General features: G+C 35.3%; 11 protein-coding genes. 8 read left to right on the top strand and 3 right to left on the bottom strand.

Translation table 11 applies throughout. The features are described from left to right. Positions 1 to 8: 8 nt before the first annotated feature. From ACJJVI_RS04965 to ACJJVI_RS04930, 8 genes are all read left to right on the top strand, one after another. The gene (locus tag ACJJVI_RS04965) at positions 9 to 269 is read left to right on the top strand and encodes a hypothetical protein (RefSeq protein ID WP_036583616.1); all 261 of its coding nucleotides are present in this window, start codon (positions 9 to 11) and stop codon (positions 267 to 269) included. Then, complete coding sequence (gene pnuC / locus ACJJVI_RS04960; protein ID WP_405350794.1) at positions 270 to 908, top strand: nicotinamide riboside transporter PnuC; 639 nt, start codon at positions 270 to 272, stop codon at positions 906 to 908. Further along, positions 863 to 1,420: an AAA family ATPase gene (locus ACJJVI_RS04955; protein ID WP_042244864.1), complete on the top strand. Its 558-nt coding sequence runs from the start codon at positions 863 to 865 to the stop codon at positions 1,418 to 1,420. The genes pnuC and ACJJVI_RS04955 overlap by 46 nt, the downstream gene beginning before the upstream one ends. Next, entirely contained in the window at positions 1,417 to 2,970 is a 1,554-nt protein-coding gene (locus ACJJVI_RS04950; RefSeq protein WP_405350791.1) for a DUF4301 family protein, read from the top strand. Before ACJJVI_RS04955 ends, ACJJVI_RS04950 begins: the two co-directional genes overlap by 4 nt. After that, positions 2,971 to 3,369: an alternative ribosome rescue aminoacyl-tRNA hydrolase ArfB gene (gene arfB, locus ACJJVI_RS04945; RefSeq protein ID WP_036583627.1), complete on the top strand. Its 399-nt coding sequence runs from the start codon at positions 2,971 to 2,973 to the stop codon at positions 3,367 to 3,369. Between the two features lie 69 nt (positions 3,370 to 3,438). Then, entirely contained in the window at positions 3,439 to 4,044 is a 606-nt protein-coding gene (locus ACJJVI_RS04940; protein WP_405350789.1) for a thioredoxin family protein, read from the top strand. 81 nt (positions 4,045 to 4,125) lie between these two features. Then, positions 4,126 to 7,038: a PEP/pyruvate-binding domain-containing protein gene (locus tag ACJJVI_RS04935; RefSeq protein WP_405350787.1), complete on the top strand. Its 2,913-nt coding sequence runs from the start codon at positions 4,126 to 4,128 to the stop codon at positions 7,036 to 7,038. Then, on the top strand, positions 7,038 to 8,336 hold the full coding sequence (locus ACJJVI_RS04930; RefSeq protein ID WP_348022147.1) for a hypothetical protein: 1,299 nt from the start codon (positions 7,038 to 7,040) through the stop codon (positions 8,334 to 8,336). The genes ACJJVI_RS04935 and ACJJVI_RS04930 overlap by 1 nt, the downstream gene beginning before the upstream one ends. Here the strand turns inward: ACJJVI_RS04930 and ACJJVI_RS04925 are convergent, their stop codons facing one another. From ACJJVI_RS04925 to ACJJVI_RS04915, 3 genes are all read right to left on the bottom strand, one after another. Beyond that, positions 8,337 to 11,141 (bottom strand): NTP/NDP exchange transporter, encoded by a 2,805-nt coding sequence (locus tag ACJJVI_RS04925; protein WP_405350784.1) that lies wholly within the window; start codon positions 11,139 to 11,141, stop codon positions 8,337 to 8,339. It lies immediately after the preceding gene. Beyond that, a complete protein-coding gene (locus tag ACJJVI_RS04920) occupies positions 11,113 to 12,057 on the bottom strand; it encodes a serine hydrolase (RefSeq protein ID WP_405350782.1) in 945 nt (314 codons plus the stop codon). Before ACJJVI_RS04920 ends, ACJJVI_RS04925 begins: the two co-directional genes overlap by 29 nt. Positions 12,058 to 12,266: 209 nt before the next feature. Further along, entirely contained in the window at positions 12,267 to 17,141 is a 4,875-nt protein-coding gene (locus ACJJVI_RS04915; protein WP_405350780.1) for a DNA repair ATPase, read from the bottom strand. Between the last annotated feature and the right edge of the window lie 135 nt (positions 17,142 to 17,276).

Genomic DNA, 17,276 nt, shown 5'->3' with positions numbered 1-17,276 from the left:
AACAAATCATGAAAGCATCTATTGAATTAACTATGTCGCCATTACAAGACGATTATGAACAGCACATCATTGATTTCATAAAAACCCTACGCGAGTCTGAATTTACGGTATTAGAAAATCCGCTGGCGACTCAAATTTATGGGGATTTTGTGCCATTAATGCAGTTTTTAACTCGAGAAATGTCGAAAAGTATGGAACAAACTAAAGCTGTTTTATTCTATATGAAAGTAGTAAAGACAGATCGTAGTGATTATGAACCGTTTTTTTAGATGAGTGAGGTTATAGAATTTCTTTTTGGTCAGTATAGGGACTATAAAGTTTCTCATATACTGTTAGAGGTAGTTGCCATAATAGCTTCTATTATCAGTGTGATTTATTCTTTTAAGAATAAAATATGGGTGTTTCCTTTTGGTATTTTAAGCACTTTAATTTTTGTCTATTTATTGCTTCAATGGAATTTATTAGGCGATATGCTTATCAATGCTTACTATTTTATCATGAGTGTTTATGGCTGGTACATTTGGACACGCAAGATAGATGCGACTCATGAAACACCTATAACTATTACTAGTGATAAAGAATGGATTCATAGCTTTCTATTATTACTGTCTACGGCTGTAGGTGTTTATGTGTTATATTTTGTAACGAATCGTTTAGAAAGTATAGTATCCTACATCGATATGTTGACCACTGGGATATTTTTTGCTGGTATGTGGTTGATGGCTCGTCGTAAACTAGAACATTGGCTAGTTTTAATGGTAGGTAACGTTATTTCAGTACCGTTATATTTTTATAAAGGATACAGTTTCAGTGCACTACTTTATTTATTTCTCGCTATTATTGCTTACTACGGTTATTTAGAATGGAAAAAATACCTCAACAAGCAGCCTATTCTGGGAAAAGAATAGTTTTATATGGACCAGAAAGCACTGGTAAGAGTACGCTTTCGCGAAAGCTAGCTCAACATTACAATACTGTCTTAATAGAAGAATTTGCTAGAGAATATCTGCAGGATAAATTTAACCATACTGGAGAAGTTTGCAGTTATGACGATATCTTACCTATTGCAATAGGTCAAAGAAATCTAGAAAACAATGCAGTAAATAAAGCTCAGGATTATCTTTTTTGTGATACAGATGTGTTAGAAACCTATGTGTATTGCATGGCATATTTCAATCAGGCGCCGCAAGAACTTATAAATGCTGTGGAAGAATCATCATATGAGTTATATTTACTATTACAAGTAGACGTTCCATGGACTCCAGATGATTTGCGAGACCGGCCAGAACGTCGAGAAGAAATGTTTGAGTTGTTTCTAGCGGCACTCAATAAGTTTAATAAGCCTTATAAAATCGTGGATGGGTTAGATTCTCAAAGATTTGAAAATGCAATAAAGGCGATAGAAAATGAGTCTAAATGATCAAGTTTACTAAACAACAACTAGCGCAACTGGAAAGTAAAAATATCACTACAGATACGATCTTAAAGCAAATTGAGCGTTTTAAGATAGGATTTCCCGTTGTAAAGTTAGATCGACCAGCAGTGGTGTCAGATGGTATATTAAAACTTCATAATTCAGATCACTCTCGATATCAACGTTTGTATGAAGAAAGGCTTGATCATTTACAAATTCTCAAATTTGTTCCAGCTAGTGGTGCAGCAACTAGAATGTTTAAGTTTTTACACGAGTTTTTAAAGGATTTTGATCCGTGTGAGGATTCTATCAATTCTTTCATTAATAAAAATAGAGCACAAGAATTATTTACATTTTTTATTGCTATAGAAAAATTCCCGTTTTATGATGAGGTAATGGCTTCATTAAGAACAACCTATAATGAGTGGCATGCAAAAGCAGATCGAGAGAAGAAAATTTTGTTTGTGAAACAAATGCTAGAAATAGATGGCCTTAATTATGGGAACATGCCTAAAGGTCTCGTACCATTTCACAGATACAAGGACCACAACACAACTGCATTTGAAGAGCATTTGTTTGAAGCTAGTATCTATGCATCAACAAATAAACAGGCAAGACTGCACTTTACAATTGCCGAGGACTTTAAAGACCATTTCAACGCCGAATTTGACCGGATTGAAAAAATAGTAGAATCTAAAACAGGTACAGAATTTGAAATTGAGTTTTCGCATCAAAAGTCCTCTACAGATACCATAGCTGTAGATTATAATAATCAACCTATAGTTACTGAAACTGGTGATCTTTTCTTCAGGCCGTCTGGGCATGGAGCTTTATTAATGAACCTCAATGAACTTGATGCTGACATTATTTTTATAAAGAATATAGATAATGTTACTGTGTCATCGCTGGAGCAAGAGGTAGGCGATTATAAGAAATCACTAGCTGGTCTTTTATTAACCTTACAAGAGCAATGTTTTAAATATTTAAGACTAATCGATGAGAATAAAGTCGATGAAATTCTTAAAGCTGAGATAGAAGAGTTTTTAATGATACAATTAAGTGCTGTATTACCACCAGATTATAAAAAATATGCTAGAGAGTTTCAGCTTGAATATTTATTTAATCGTCTTAATCGACCATTAAGGGTTTGTGGGATGGTAAAAAATGAAGGTGAGCCTGGTGGTGGGCCTTTTTGGGTATATAATCAGAAAGGCGAACTTTCTATAGAGATTATAGAAGGTGCGCAAATAGACAAAAGCAATACGCAGCAAGTAGTCATAGTAAATAAAAGTACGCACTTTAATCCAGTAGATTTAGTATGTGCCGTACGTGATTATAAAGGAGAGAAATTTAATCTGTTAGATTTTTGTGATGAGCAGACTGGCTTTATAACACATAAATCTAGATTAGGTATGGATATTAAAGCACAAGAACTTCCTGGTTTATGGAATGGAGGAATGGCTTATTGGAACAGTGTTTTTGTTGAAGTTCCTTTAATTACTTTCAATCCCGTTAAAACAGTTAATGACTTATTGAAACCGGCACACCAAAATTAGATGGATCTAGGTCAGCTACATAGAGAAGTAAATTACAAAGCTGTGGCGAGCAGTGGACCTGGTGGGCAACACGCTAATAAGGTTGCGACTAAAGTCTTGCTAGAATGGGATGCTGGTAAAAGCATTGCATTTACAGATGTAGAACATGAGCGTGTTTTATTAAAATTACAAAACCGATTGACAAAGGATGGTATATTGCAATTGAGTTGTCAAGATTCTAGAAGTCAATCTAGTAACAAAGAATTAGTTTTTAAACGTTTTATCGGGTTGCTTAATGGAGCTTTAGTAGTGCAAAAACTAAGAAAGAAAAGAACCACACCTAAATCCGTAAAGCGTAAGCGTTTAAACGATAAGAAAAAGCATAGTGAAAAGAAAGAAAGTAGACGCTTTAAATATTAGGGAATAATTTCACATAACCAGTGACATTTGTCATTTTATAGACCTTGTAAGCTGACTTACATTTGTATTATGGAATTACAACAGATAATAAAAGATGCCGCAGATAAGTCTATATCTTATGAGCAGTATAGAGCCTTTGTAGAGGCGCATACAGTTAATGGAACCAATAGTGGTAGTGAGGTAACTGAAGCGCTCGCAGAGTATACTAAGCTTAACAACCAGCGTATGAAACGGTTGGATAAGACTTTAAAAATCTTACCAGAAAATCAAGAGTTGCTAAATTCTTTTGATAAAGATGTTTACTTTTTAATTATCACCGAAAGCTGGTGTGGTGATGCAGCCCAAACTATGCCCATGATGAATAAGGTAGCGCAAACTGCTGGTGTGGATTTTAAGGTGGTATTGCGTGACGAAAACCCGTTATTAATGGATCAGTTTTTAACAAATGGTGGTCGTGCTATTGCAAAACTTATTCTTGTAGATAAAAATACTGGCCTACCGGTGACAACCTGGGGTCCTAGACCTACTAAAGCGACTCAACTTGTTGCAGATGAAAAAGCTGCAAAAGGGGCACTTTCTCCTGAGTTTAAACAGGAACTTCAAAACTGGTATAATAAAGACAAAGGAAAGGATACTGAGAACGACTTGATAAACATGTTAAGAGAAGTGTTGTAGTCCTGCCTTTTTATTATAAACCTATCTAAATTCTCATTATTTTAACAACTTAGCTGTTTACCTTTGAGTAAAACCAGCTACATGTTTATTAAACACTTTTATTTATTACTGTTATTTCCAGTTTTTTTATGGGGTCAACAATATGATGATGAAAAAATAACGAGCCTCATAGATACTTATAGGAATTTAGATCGTGGTCCCTATAAAGAGATTAATTGGTTTTGCGAAGACGGAACAATTAGAGATGCAAAAGATCCATGTCCTGATGCCATAGGTGGTGGAATTCAACATGCTAGTTATAAATCAGATATCATAAACCTAGCCAAAACTAGACACCTTTATTTAGGTGAAATACTAGCCTCAAACGATGTATGGGACTTTTGGGATGCTCCTTTCAACCACAGTAGAATAAAGCAATATCAATTACAGCGTTATTTAGAAAGCGTAGATAATGGATGGATTCAAGAAAAATCAAAATTTTATCGTGGTGCCAGGCAAATCGAAGACGAAGAAGAATGGGGACGCAAGTTTTACTATACTATTCTCTCTAGTAACCAGATTTTAGATCAAGATTTTTTTTTAATTAGAGAAAGCCTAAGAGATATACCACATGATGGAGATACTAATCTAGCTCAAGAGATCAGAAGCACTAGTAAAGTAATAGCAGACAAGTATCCTAAATTTATGGATATCAGGATTAAAATACATGGTAATCCAGAGTCTAGAGATATCCAACAGGTTCAAGAGTGGTATGATGCTAATAAATCTGACTTGAATGAGCAAACGCTGGCTGATTTCCAAAAACTTATAACTGACATGAAAGAGTTTTTTGAACCAGTAAGCATTAGTGAACTTGCACAAATGGTTTCTGATTGGGATAATGACAGTTATATTAAAATGCAAACAGATTGGTTCTCTATGACCTATGCCCAAGAGACAGATCCTTCTATAATCATACCAGCAGCATCAGGATTGATGTGCGATATACGCTATAATATTCAAGAAGATAGAAGAGGAACCAGACGTACCAGTGCATTAGAACTTAGTTTACGACTAGAAGAATTGATATTTCAGAAGTCATCACAATGGATTCCTGCAACGATAAGAGAACATATAGATAAAGTACATGCGCTCAGCGAGGCATTGGCTAGCTCTGGTTATGTAGAGAAATGGGAATGGGATGCCGTTGAGGATCAGTTACTGTTAAGTACTGATGCAACTATGACAGCAAACCAGTTGATGGATTTCATAAACGTAGCTCGCAATCAGGTCGCTTGGGGAACAGGTATGGTCAACAGTATTTATGGAGATGTTGTAGAGGAATATACCGGTTTTGAACCATTATCTTATGGATTTTATGATGACCGTATACGTAGTTCATTACTATTACCTCTAGGTTCCTCAATAGGTGAGTTTTCTGGTTTAATCTCAAGACAGTTAGGTAGTTCAACTTACATTCCAGTACTGAGTAATATTAGTACTGTAAGAGGTCTTAATCCAGGATATACTCAAGGAGAATTAGTAGTCGTAACAGGTAATGCAGAAGGAATGACTGTAGACCCTAAAAAAATATATGTGTTTGACCATCCACCTAGCGACTTAAAACCAGTTGCTGGTATCGCTACAGTATCAGAAGGTAATCTAGTTTCTCACGTTCAATTACTAGCGCGCAACTTGGGAATTCCTAATAGTGCCATCAGTGCAGATAATCTTTCAGACCTTAAGGATTATAATGGTAAACAGGTGTTTTATGCCGTAAGTGATCGTGGTGCAGTGGTTATAAAACCTGCAAACGAGATGGATAACGAAGAGCAATCATTATTCAATAAGAATCAACAGAAAGAGAAGAAAACCATCCGCATCTCTGAAGAAAAATTGAAGCTGGACATCGTTGAGCCCGTAGATATGGCTAGTGTTAATAGCGCAGACAGTGGAGTTTTATGTGGTCCTAAAGCTGCTAATCTTGGTCAATTGAAGCAGTTATTTCCTGACCATGTCGTAAATGGTGTTATAATTCCTTTTGGAGTTTTTAGAAATCACATGTCTCAAAATATGCCTGAAACAGATGGTAGTTATTGGGCTTTTCTGGAGTCCGCTTTCGCGAAAGCGAGACAATTAAAAGATAGTGGGTCCTCTACAGCAGATGTAGAAAAGTATCAATTGGATCAACTTGCGATTCTGAGGGAAGCCATAGCTAGAATGCCTATTAAAGCAGAATTTATAAAAGAGTTAAAAAAGGATTTCAAAGGAATTCTAGGGAACGATATGGGTAAAGTTCCAGTTTTTTTAAGGAGTGATACAAACATGGAGGATCTCGAGGAATTTACTGGTGCAGGTTTAAACCTGACCGTTTTTAATGTGGTGAGCGAAGAAAAAATATTAAAAGGAATAAGAGATGTGTGGGCTAGTCCTTATACAGATCGTAGTTTTAAATGGCGACAGGCATATCTAGAAAATCCAGAAAATGTATATCCATCTATTTTAATAATCCCTACAGTAGATGTGGATTATAGTGGTGTGTTGATTACGAAAGATTTTGTTCATCAAAATGCTGATGGTGTCACGATTGCAATGAGTCGTGGTGCTGGTGGAGCAGTAGATGGTCAAAGTGCAGAAACTTTTATAGTCGATGGACAAGGAAATAGTCAACTAGTTGCACCGGCAAGAGAACGCTTGCAGCGTAAATTACCGGTTCAAGGTGGTTCTAAAATGGAATTTGTCAACTTTAATAATCCTATTATTACTGAAGATAATCTTAAGGAAATACGGCAGTTTGCTTTAAAGGCACATCAAACCATGCCTAGTTCTAAAGATGGGTCCTATAATGGGGCATGGGATATTGAGTTAGGCTTTAAGGATAATAAATTATACCTATTTCAAATACGTCCATTTGTGGAGAATAGTAATGCTATAACTAACTCTTATTTATTGAAATTGGATCAGAAAACAGACTATAATACTGAGTTACTTATTAATAAACAAATCGCATTATAATGGATATTCTTAGGTATAGTATTTCAGTGTCTGCAGTATTAGTTTTAGCGATGTTTTATCCTATTGATGGTTATCAATCTACAGGGATTAAACGTCTTAAACGATTAGAGAAAACCATAGACAGTACTCTGGTAGAACGGTATTTAAAACCTGGCTCTTTTAAAAAAAGTGATGAAGTGAATTTATGGCTTTGTGAGGACACAAAATCAGTAGATTCTTTAATGGTTGTAGATAAAGATTTTCAATCTAAAATGCGCAAACTATTTCCTAATAGTTCAGGTTACGGTATTGCGGTTATGGATATCAGTAATCTTAATAACCCCAAGTATGCACAGCTTAATGAGAATTCAGGTTTTCAACCAGGTAGTGTAGGTAAAATAGCTGTAGCGACTGCTTTTTTTAATGAATTACGCAATTTATGTCCTGAGGATTGGTCTGTGAGGCAACGATTATTAAAAAATAAAGTAGTGAAATCTGGTAATTGGGGTCTCTATGATCACCATACTATACCAGTAGTAAATCTCGAAAATGATAAGCTAGTAAAACGTACTGTAGTATTTAATGATCAGTTTAGTCTTTATGAATGGTTAGATCATATGTTGAGCGTTAGTAATAATGGTGCAGCAAGTATCGTCTGGCGTGAGGCTTTATTGATGCATGTTTTTGGAGACGCATATTTTGGTTTAACTCAAGAAGAGGCAGATGCCTATTTTAATAATGCTGACAAATCTGAATTAACCGATATCGCTATTAACTTAGTAAATCAACCATTAAGAAATATAGGTATTACCCATGATGAATGGCGATTAGGTAGCTTTTTTACTAATGGGCCTGATCAATATGTAGGCAGTAAAGGTGGTAGTATAGGTACACCTAAAGGTCTCATGAAATTTATGGTACAATTAGAACAAGGTTGTGTTATTGATGAGGTGAGTAGTCTAGAAATAAAAAAACTACTCTATATGACCGATCGAAGAATAAGATACGCCTACAGTCCACAACTAGATACTGCAGCCGTATACTTTAAATCAGGTAGTTTATATAGTTGTGATCAATCTAAGTCTACACCTTGCGGTAAATACATGGGCAACAGGTATAATTACATGAATAGTATTATAACCGTAGAACATGAAGATGGGACTAATTATATGGTCTGTTTAATGAGTAATATACTTAGTAAAAACTCTGCTGGTGATCATATGTATTTAGCTAGTGCTATAGATAAAACTATCAGATCTATCAATAATACTAACCATGATTCCCAAGCAGTAACTACTGATAATTCAGATGATATTTGATTAAGCAGTTTTAGTTTTACCATTGTCCTTAGAAAGTAAAATATTTTTGATTTCTAAAGCTTTTGATGTAGGCAGATGTGATAATATACTGGTGATTAAATGCTCACCCTGCAAGTCGAGTAATTTAATACTCGTTGAATGCACTTTTTTTTCTTGAATAAGAAGAAGTTTTTCTAGCATTTTACTGCGATCATATAGTTGTATTCGTTCTTGAAATTCAAAAGTTTCGCTGGATAAGGTATGTGATTCTAATTCAAATAGTGGAAAGAGCATATTTTTTAAGTCCCTACTCAATATACCATTAAGATATTCCATAGAATGAAGCCTTGAAACAGTTTCTTTACTTATCATTCCCTTATAGGCTACATAGACATCCTCTGGATTATAACGTTGTGATAACAGGTTAAAAATGATTTCTAGTTGATCAGAAATGCACTGATCAACATTAGTGATAAGTTGCTCTATTGTATTCTTTTCAAGTAAAGAGATAACACCATTAGTTCTTTTATCAGAGCGCTGGCTTATTTTTAATGACCAATATAATCTTACTAATTCTTTATACTTAGCAGACTCTTTATCTATAAATCTTATCAATTCCTTCTTTTTTAAAATTGATTTTCCTCCATCTATCCTAGATTTAAATAATAGTTCAAAAGCTCTTTTCTTAACAGAAATGTCGCTTCGATGGGTTAGTTGAATAATTAAACGGTGTGATTTTTTAGTTTTTATATGATATAATACATGAAGCAATTTTTTTCTGAAATCATTCTCTGTTTTTTTTCTAGAATAAATCTGACTTATGATTTTTAAAGATTTATTACCCATTTTTTGAATGGAAGAAATAATCGATTTTTTTAATTCATCGTCTATGAGTCCTTCAAGAAGAGTGTTTAAGAAATAAACATCCTTAGTATGACCAGTAGCTTTAATCGCTGCAATTCTTAAAGTTTTATTATTGTGATTCAAATAGTTGTCAATTATTGAATAGTAGTTAGTCGTAGCAGCATATCCCAATGTTTCTATAAGTCGAGCAAGTTCTGCTATTTGCATGTTCTGGTCACCTATTTCACTAGAGAATAGTTCTATACGTAACTTCAGATTATACTTTTCGGCTAGTAAAGGGTTTTCTTGAGAAATCGCAGCTAGAGCTAGCAGTGCAGCTGTTGCTATCATATCATCTTCGTCATCTAGATAATTTTCATAGAATTGATAAGAAATATGCTCGTGGCTCAATAAATAATTCATTGCTGCATTAATCAATTCACTGTCATCTGTATATATAAAATCTTGTACCTGTGCGACTGGTTCATTGATTACATAATCTAAATTATTAATTACCGCTGTAACGACCTTATTATTTTCATGATTAAGAAGTTGCAGAACTGGATCTCTTAAACTGGAATGACTTATTTCTGGTAGTTTTTGCAGCATCAATAATATATCTTCAGTTCCACCATTTTCAAAAATGATTTTCATATTACCGATAAGAGTTCCAACATTATTTTTTTCTTTTCTTAACTTTTCTCTTTTTACAATACTTTGTTTAAAGATACTTAGATAGCTGTCTTTAACTTTAAAAATTAAATAAATCCAGAAAATAGAAAGAATTGCAATCGATGCGGTAATAATGTGATTGGGAAGATTCAGTCCTTTTACAACAAAAATTATAACTAATCCAGCTAGTCCGGTAGCAACACTGTCCACAACCACATCTATAAAGGTTTTTGTTTTATTTTTTATGTCACTAGGTATAGGTATCGCAAGAAGTTCTAATGCACTTTTATGTAAGGACTGTTTAAGGCTACCATCAAAGCCTTTTAAGATAATTACAAGCCATAATTCTGGCATTACAAAAAGTAATAGAGCACAAGCAATTACCGCAGCTGGCAGAAAAAATAAATTGGTCTCAATATTAAAGTTTTCTAATAATCGCTTTGTAATCAATAATTGTAAAATCAAAGAGATTATATTAAAAGTACTAAACCAAAACCCAAAAAAGGACGCGAGTTCCATCGGGTCTGCTATCTGCTGGCTGGCGAGATAGCTAAATTCATAGTCTACAAGTTTTGCTACTAAGACACCTATACCTATGACACCTGCTAGATGAGTTAAATGTCTAGAATTAAATATTAATTTGATAGAAGGTTCTTTAGAAACACTTTCTCTTTTTTTGAATTCTAATTTCATTTTACCCTTATAACTATGGGATTTAATTCTTTGATAGATATATGGGCAGCAAGCAATCATTAAACTTGCTAAGATGATTAAAGCACCATTACCTGTAAATGGTACTAGGATGGAAGTAACATATCCACCAGCAATTCCACCAGCAATTCCGCCAGCTCCTATAAATCCAAATAACCTTTTAGCTTCTCTAATATTAAAAATAACGTTTGCCAAAACCCAAAACTGAGAAGTAACCAATAAGGCATATATTCCTACAAATAGGTAAAAAGCATAAACTAAAAAAAGGTTGGTTACTTCAAACATCACGAGCAGTCCGATAATAAAGAATGCAGCCGAAAATATCCACAGCGTAGATTTAATAATATATCTAAGATTAAATCGCTCTAATAGTTTGTGATATGAAAAAGAGATCACTACTGCAATGATAGCTGTTAGTATAAACGCTATCGAAAGAGAATCTGCACCAGCTGTAGATAAAAAAAGTGCATTGATAGTAGGTTTAACTACTAGCAATGCACCTATAATAAGAAAAAGATATAACTGCATCCATAAGGCTATGGAGAGTTCCTTTTTCTTAATATCAAATAGATTAGATATGAGCTGGTTTAATGGTTTCACCTGATTGGATGTCTTGAAGCAAGATAGGTGTTTTGTTTAATGCAGCTTCTGCAGGTCGTACTAAACTTCTAATAATTTTTTCTCCATCTGGCGACTCTACCATAGCAACAAGAATATAATGCTTCTTGCGCTCATCATCCCATACGATTACACTATCGCAGTGCCAGTTTTTCCAAGATCCACTTTTTCTATAGACATCTGCTTCAGGAGCAATTTGATCTAGAGTATTTACAAACTTGTGATGTAAACTTGGGTCTTTTAGATATTGTAGCATTTCACTACTACGTTCATTGTTAATTAGCTGGCCGGTAGCTAATTGATAATATAGTTTTGCTACAGCTTCCGTTGTAGCAGCATGACTTAAACCTTTAATAGGTTCAGGATGACGTCTTCCTTGTGCGGCATATCTTTTACCTACCCATAAACCACCATTACTATATTGATCATAAAAAGGATTTGCTGGATTGCACATCACGTCTTCTATACGTTGAAAACCTACACGATCAATCATTCTAGTAGAAGCAGCATTATTAGATTTTGAAATCATCAACCACATATCAGTCTTTACTTCATCAGTATATTCTAAATCACCTTTCTCAATAGCATCCATAGCAGTATATAAAACAGCAATTTTAGGCATGCTAGCAGCATACATCATATTATCACCATTAACACTAGCATATCGAACACCATCGTTTGATAAATCAACAAGACTTACAGACAGCCTTTTGTTATTGATTAAACTTTGCCATCGCTTGTTTGAGTATAATTGTTCTTGTAAACTTAATTGTAATGTAGCGTCTTGATAAGCACTAACCTCTTGATTTGCATTTTCCAGCAGCAATAAAGGTTTGTCAGTGGCGTGAACTAGACTAGTAAACATCACTAATAATAAAGCAGACACTTTTAATAACATATAATTTTTAATTTTTTAAGTTCAGAATAATATGAACAAATACAACGCCGAAACTACATATTTTATTGTCTTTAACAATTTAAAACCAGTACTTTAACAGTTTTTCACTTACTGTTAATATTGCATCAAGATTTTAGTGCTCTAAGTCAATTATTATAGCTGAAAACGAATTTCAAAAGACTGTTTTTTTTGAAGATTAACGTTTGTTTTTACTTAGACAATCCTTTCTTCAACACCTCTTTAATACCTTCTAGATTCTCGGTAAAATCCATCATTTGACTCAAGACTTGAGACATCTGATTTTGTCCGCCTAGACCACTAAGCTTATTGTTTTTGGCAAAAATTCCTTTGATGTCTTCCCATCGTTGTTGCTCTTCTGGAGTGATGGTGTTGATGAGTTCTTTATACTTCAACAGGTTGGCTTCAGCAGCACTAGTTAAGGTTTGTGATTCACTTTCATAGTGCGATAATAAGAGCGTTTGCAACTCTTTATCGTCCATTATAGGAACTACCTTAGCGACCAGTTTATTCATATCACGGTAAGAACCTTGTAGTTTAAAACTAGGCTCAGTACGGTAAGTGTCTTCCATTCCTGCGCTTGCGATGTAGGTCTGGTTCACTTTAAGAACGGTATCACGTATTTTTAATACTTTCTCAAGCACAGCAACATAATCGGCTATTTCTTGATTGCTGTGATTTCCTTTTAACTCATTATCACTTGCTCCGTTTTGAACACGATCAATCAATGCATAAACATCATCAAAATGCTTGTTACTTAACTGTTGCAATACGGGATTACTAGTCAGTGCATTTTCTACCAGACTCAATTCAAATAAATGAGCTGTATCACCTATAATATCACCTAGATTATAAATATCGGCACGGTTGGCAAGCATGTCTGGAATCTGGAACTTATCTCCACTTTCAGTATATGGGTTACCAGCCATAATCACGCAAAACTTCTTGCTGCGTAAATCATAGGTCTTCGGCTTTCCATTATAGACTCCTTCTATTTTACGAGTACCATCAGACAGGCTGATGAACTTCTGTAAAAACTCAGGATTACAGTGCTGGATATCATCTAGATATAACATCACATTATCACCCATTTCAAAAGCAAGATTCAGCTTTTTAAGCTCTTCTCTCGTTGCTGCATTAGTTGCTGCTTCAGGATCCACTGATGTAATCTCATGACCTATCGCTGGACCATTTATTTTCATAAATATCAAGCCTAATCGGTTTGCCACATATTCCATCAAGGTTGTTTTACCATAACCTGGTGGTGATATAAGTAGCAATAATCCCATGCGATCGGTACGTTTTGTATCACCTACCGTACCTAATTGTTTGGCAAGATTATCACCTATTAGTGGGAAATATACTTGATCGATCAACTTGTTACGGACAAAAGAACTCAATACACGTGGTTTAAATTCTTCTAATCGCAAGGACTCTTTTAACTCTTCAGTTACCTCTTGCTTTGCTTTTCTAAAGGTTTCATAAGCAGGTACTTTTATCGTTGTAAAGTGCTCTAGTGTATGTACAAACTCATGGTAATTAAACACAAACACACCTTCTTCAATCGTCTGGTGCGACCCTTTTAATCCATTGATGTTTTCACTAGGTGAGATGGCAACTGTTTTATCAGCTGTCAGCTCTCCATAAAGTATGTTTGCCACACATTCGTTTACATATGTCAGTAAAGATTGTTTTGAGTCCGCTTTCGCGAAAGCGGAAACCCAATGTCTCACCAGTTCCACTTTAGACTTCTCGTCCTCACAAGCTTCTAGACTTTTCTTAAATTTCAAATCGGCATTTTGAGATTTTATTTTCTTTTCAAAAGCTTCTTTTAATTGAATAGCGCTCGTGCTTACTGTGAAATGATCATTGTCTTTAAGTTCATTGAATAAGTAACTTGCGATAGATAAACTATTAGCAGACTCAGAAGTTTTAAAAATATCATCAGCCAGTTCTTCTATTATAAAGTCGTACTCCTTACTATCTGGAAAAACAGATAATACCTCACCAGCACTTTTCAAAATACGGTTGAGGTTGGATTGATGTTTGGTATCTAGTGCATTCCAGTAAAACTGTGCTTGCGCTCTCGTATTTGGGTCATAAGTGAGTAAGCCCAGATCATGGTGTTTATGTAATAAAACACTTAAATATTGAGCAGCGTCATGGTCATGAACACCTTTTACATAACCACCAGAATAGTTACCACTCGCGATTTCTTGAACGGTTGTCAGCAAATCTGCCGGACTCATTATTCTTAAAGCTTCTTTATCTCCAGATTTAAAAATAGAGTAGGCGAGGTAGGCAGATCTATAGACTTGGTTATTTTCAGACACCAAATCTTGATTCCATATTCCTTGAGATTGTGTGAGAATCTCATTATGCAATTCTTGATAAAAGTCAGTTCCTGTTAAATGATAGAACAGCCCATTATCCTTAAATACAATGGTCAGGTCTAGCTGCTGTTTATTAACACCGAATTTATGTTTCCCTAGCTTGATGATGTTATCACCATCTTCATACAACTCGTTCTTATCCTTGAGTTTTCTCAAAGCATCTTCACGAGCCACTTTAAGCGCTGTTTCAATTGCTTCGGCTTTTCCGGCATCATCGAGATCTTTTAATTGCACGACAATGTCGCGCACTTTATTGATCATTAAATCACTAGCAAAATAACCGTTGATTTCGGTAACGCTATCTAATGATTGTGCTCTTTTTTGAACACCTTTTAGAATACGCTCGGCAGCATTTTGAAATGCCATCGCCTTTTTATTGCGCGCTTCTACCAGACTACTTTTACGATTATCAAAAGCAGCGTAAACCTCTTCACGCTTGCCTATAATCTCTGTAATGTACTCCTCATAATCGGCAAATTTCCCTTCCAACTCTTCTAGTTGTATAGAAACTTTGGTAAGAAACTCATCACACTTTTCTGGTGTGTTTGCAATGTCCAGATAATTGATAATACTCTGGTCAATCAGCTTTAACTGTGCGGCAAAATCTGCTTGCGCTTCTTTTTTACCTACGGTTTTCACTTTATTCTTGATCGCCGCTTTTACCTGATTTATGGTAGCAAAAATCAACGATATGTTCTCAATAATCTTAGTAGAGTGAGAAGTGTCTTCTATCTCTAGATTAGAAACGATGTCTATTAAAAGCTCGAGATCTTCAGCAATTTGATTCACTTCTTTCTCAAGATTTTTAATCTCGATCACTTTTTTTGTGTCGTCTAGTGCTTTTTGTTTTTCGGCAACAGCATCGTGATAAGGAGCGAGTGCTTTATCATCGAGTAAAAAAGTAACCGCACGACGTGAGATCACTTCATTTTGTTCTACGATTTGCTCCTCGATTCCTTTGATGAAATCGGTATCTACATAACGTATTTCATAAAGACCTATGGCTTCACCTCGCAAACTGCGCAGCTGAGTCAGTAGCTCTACAAAATCATTGATAGACTTAAATGAGGTGCTTTTAATTTTACTAAAAAGCTCATCTGCCTTTTTAGAAATATCTCTAGTATCTGCAGCTGCTTGTTTGCGCAGCTGTTTTACTTTCTCAAACTCGTCAATTGCTGCGTTAGACGCTTTGTTGATCTCGTTAAGAGGTAGATTAATTTGTTTAGTTTCTTCTTCAGGCAACCAGTAATAGGCATCTAGAATATCTTTTGAAGAACGTGCAATGTCATCATATAAACCACCATAACTATCTTCTTTATTAAGAAGCGTGAGCAGCTCATTTGCTTGCGCCATGGCTTTAACAATATCCTTGTTACCTATCTTAAATAACATCGTGTCTTGATGCTCAGACGGCATGATATTACCTTTTAAATAAGGTGTTTGCCATATTTGCATCATGTGATGCTTGGTCTGTTCATCTTCGGTGCGGAAATAACACAACTCACCTTGTTCTAAAATCGTAAATCCATTACAAACGATAGGTGTTTTTACCGTTTGATCAATCACATTGTAAGACATCAAAACATACAATCCCTGCGCAGCATTATAAAACACATACAAATGATCTTCACCATTAGGTGATGCGATTCTTTGCTGAAATTTTAATTTACCAGCATCGCTAGGGAATACGTTATACTCTCCAGTTTGCAAGTAATAACCACTCGGGAAAATAATACCTTGATCATCTGGTAGCAATACTGCAGCCTCTGCAATACTATTGATGCGTTCTACTTCCTTAATCTTGTGGTTGTACACAAAATAACGAGGCTCTTCTTGAAACGGTTTTATTTCTAGAACAATCAGATTGCCTAAATCGGCATAACGATATTGCCCGTCGTCTAGTGTCTGGTCGCGGTGTTCTACATCTTCACGGTAAATTCCCTGACCATCGTCGGTATTATCTTCAACCTTTATGGTTAAATCACCACCTATAGTTTCTACAAAAACCTTGTCTAGAATCGATACATGTCCATGCACACCAGCACGTTGATTATCGCGTCCAGCTTCTTTCCACTGGAAACCATATTGCGCTGGAAAACGATATTCATGCTCACTACGATTGTCTACATATTGTAAACCATCATCAGTTATCAACCACTTAAAAGTCTTGATATCCGTAACAGAATCACTAAGTTGAAATACCATATGCAGGTAATTCCCCATAATCGCAAACTTGGAAAAAATCGTGTTGCGATAGTATTTGTACAGATTTTCAAAATCAGTCTGAAAAATAGGATCTGTGATGAGGTTTAATTTGTTCCCGCTTTCGCGAAAGCGTAACGCATCACCATCCACACCATCACGATCAAACTCATAGATACTAAAAACATCACTCAATTGCATCTCAGTGCGCAATCCTAGATGCACGTTGTAACCAAAGATGCTGTATTTACCGATGGTCACAATATCACGGGCGATACAGTTATTTTCTGTATTCACGCGGTCGTTTGCAATCAGTCGTGTTTCTAGAGAACCGAAGACCTTTTTACGTTCTTCATTAAGCTCATTAAGTCGTTGCTGCAAGTCATTCTTTTGCTTGAGCAAACGGCTCTGGATGATCTCGTAAGTTCCTGAGTCTAGTTGTGTAGTGTTATTGGTGTTTTTTTCTGCCATTGAAAGTAAAGTCGAGGTTGATGGTTAATAATACCTCACAGATTTTCAAAATCCGTGAGGTATTCAATAGGTATTGCGAATAGTCCTTTACTATTATTTACTGAGAAAGAATAGAGTAGCATTCAAAAAATATCC

This window comes from Nonlabens sp. Asnod3-H03, from assembly GCF_045063665.1.
In the GTDB taxonomy this organism is placed as follows: domain Bacteria; phylum Bacteroidota; class Bacteroidia; order Flavobacteriales; family Flavobacteriaceae; genus Nonlabens; species Nonlabens ulvanivorans.
This window is presented reverse-complemented; position numbering and strand designations above follow the sequence as displayed.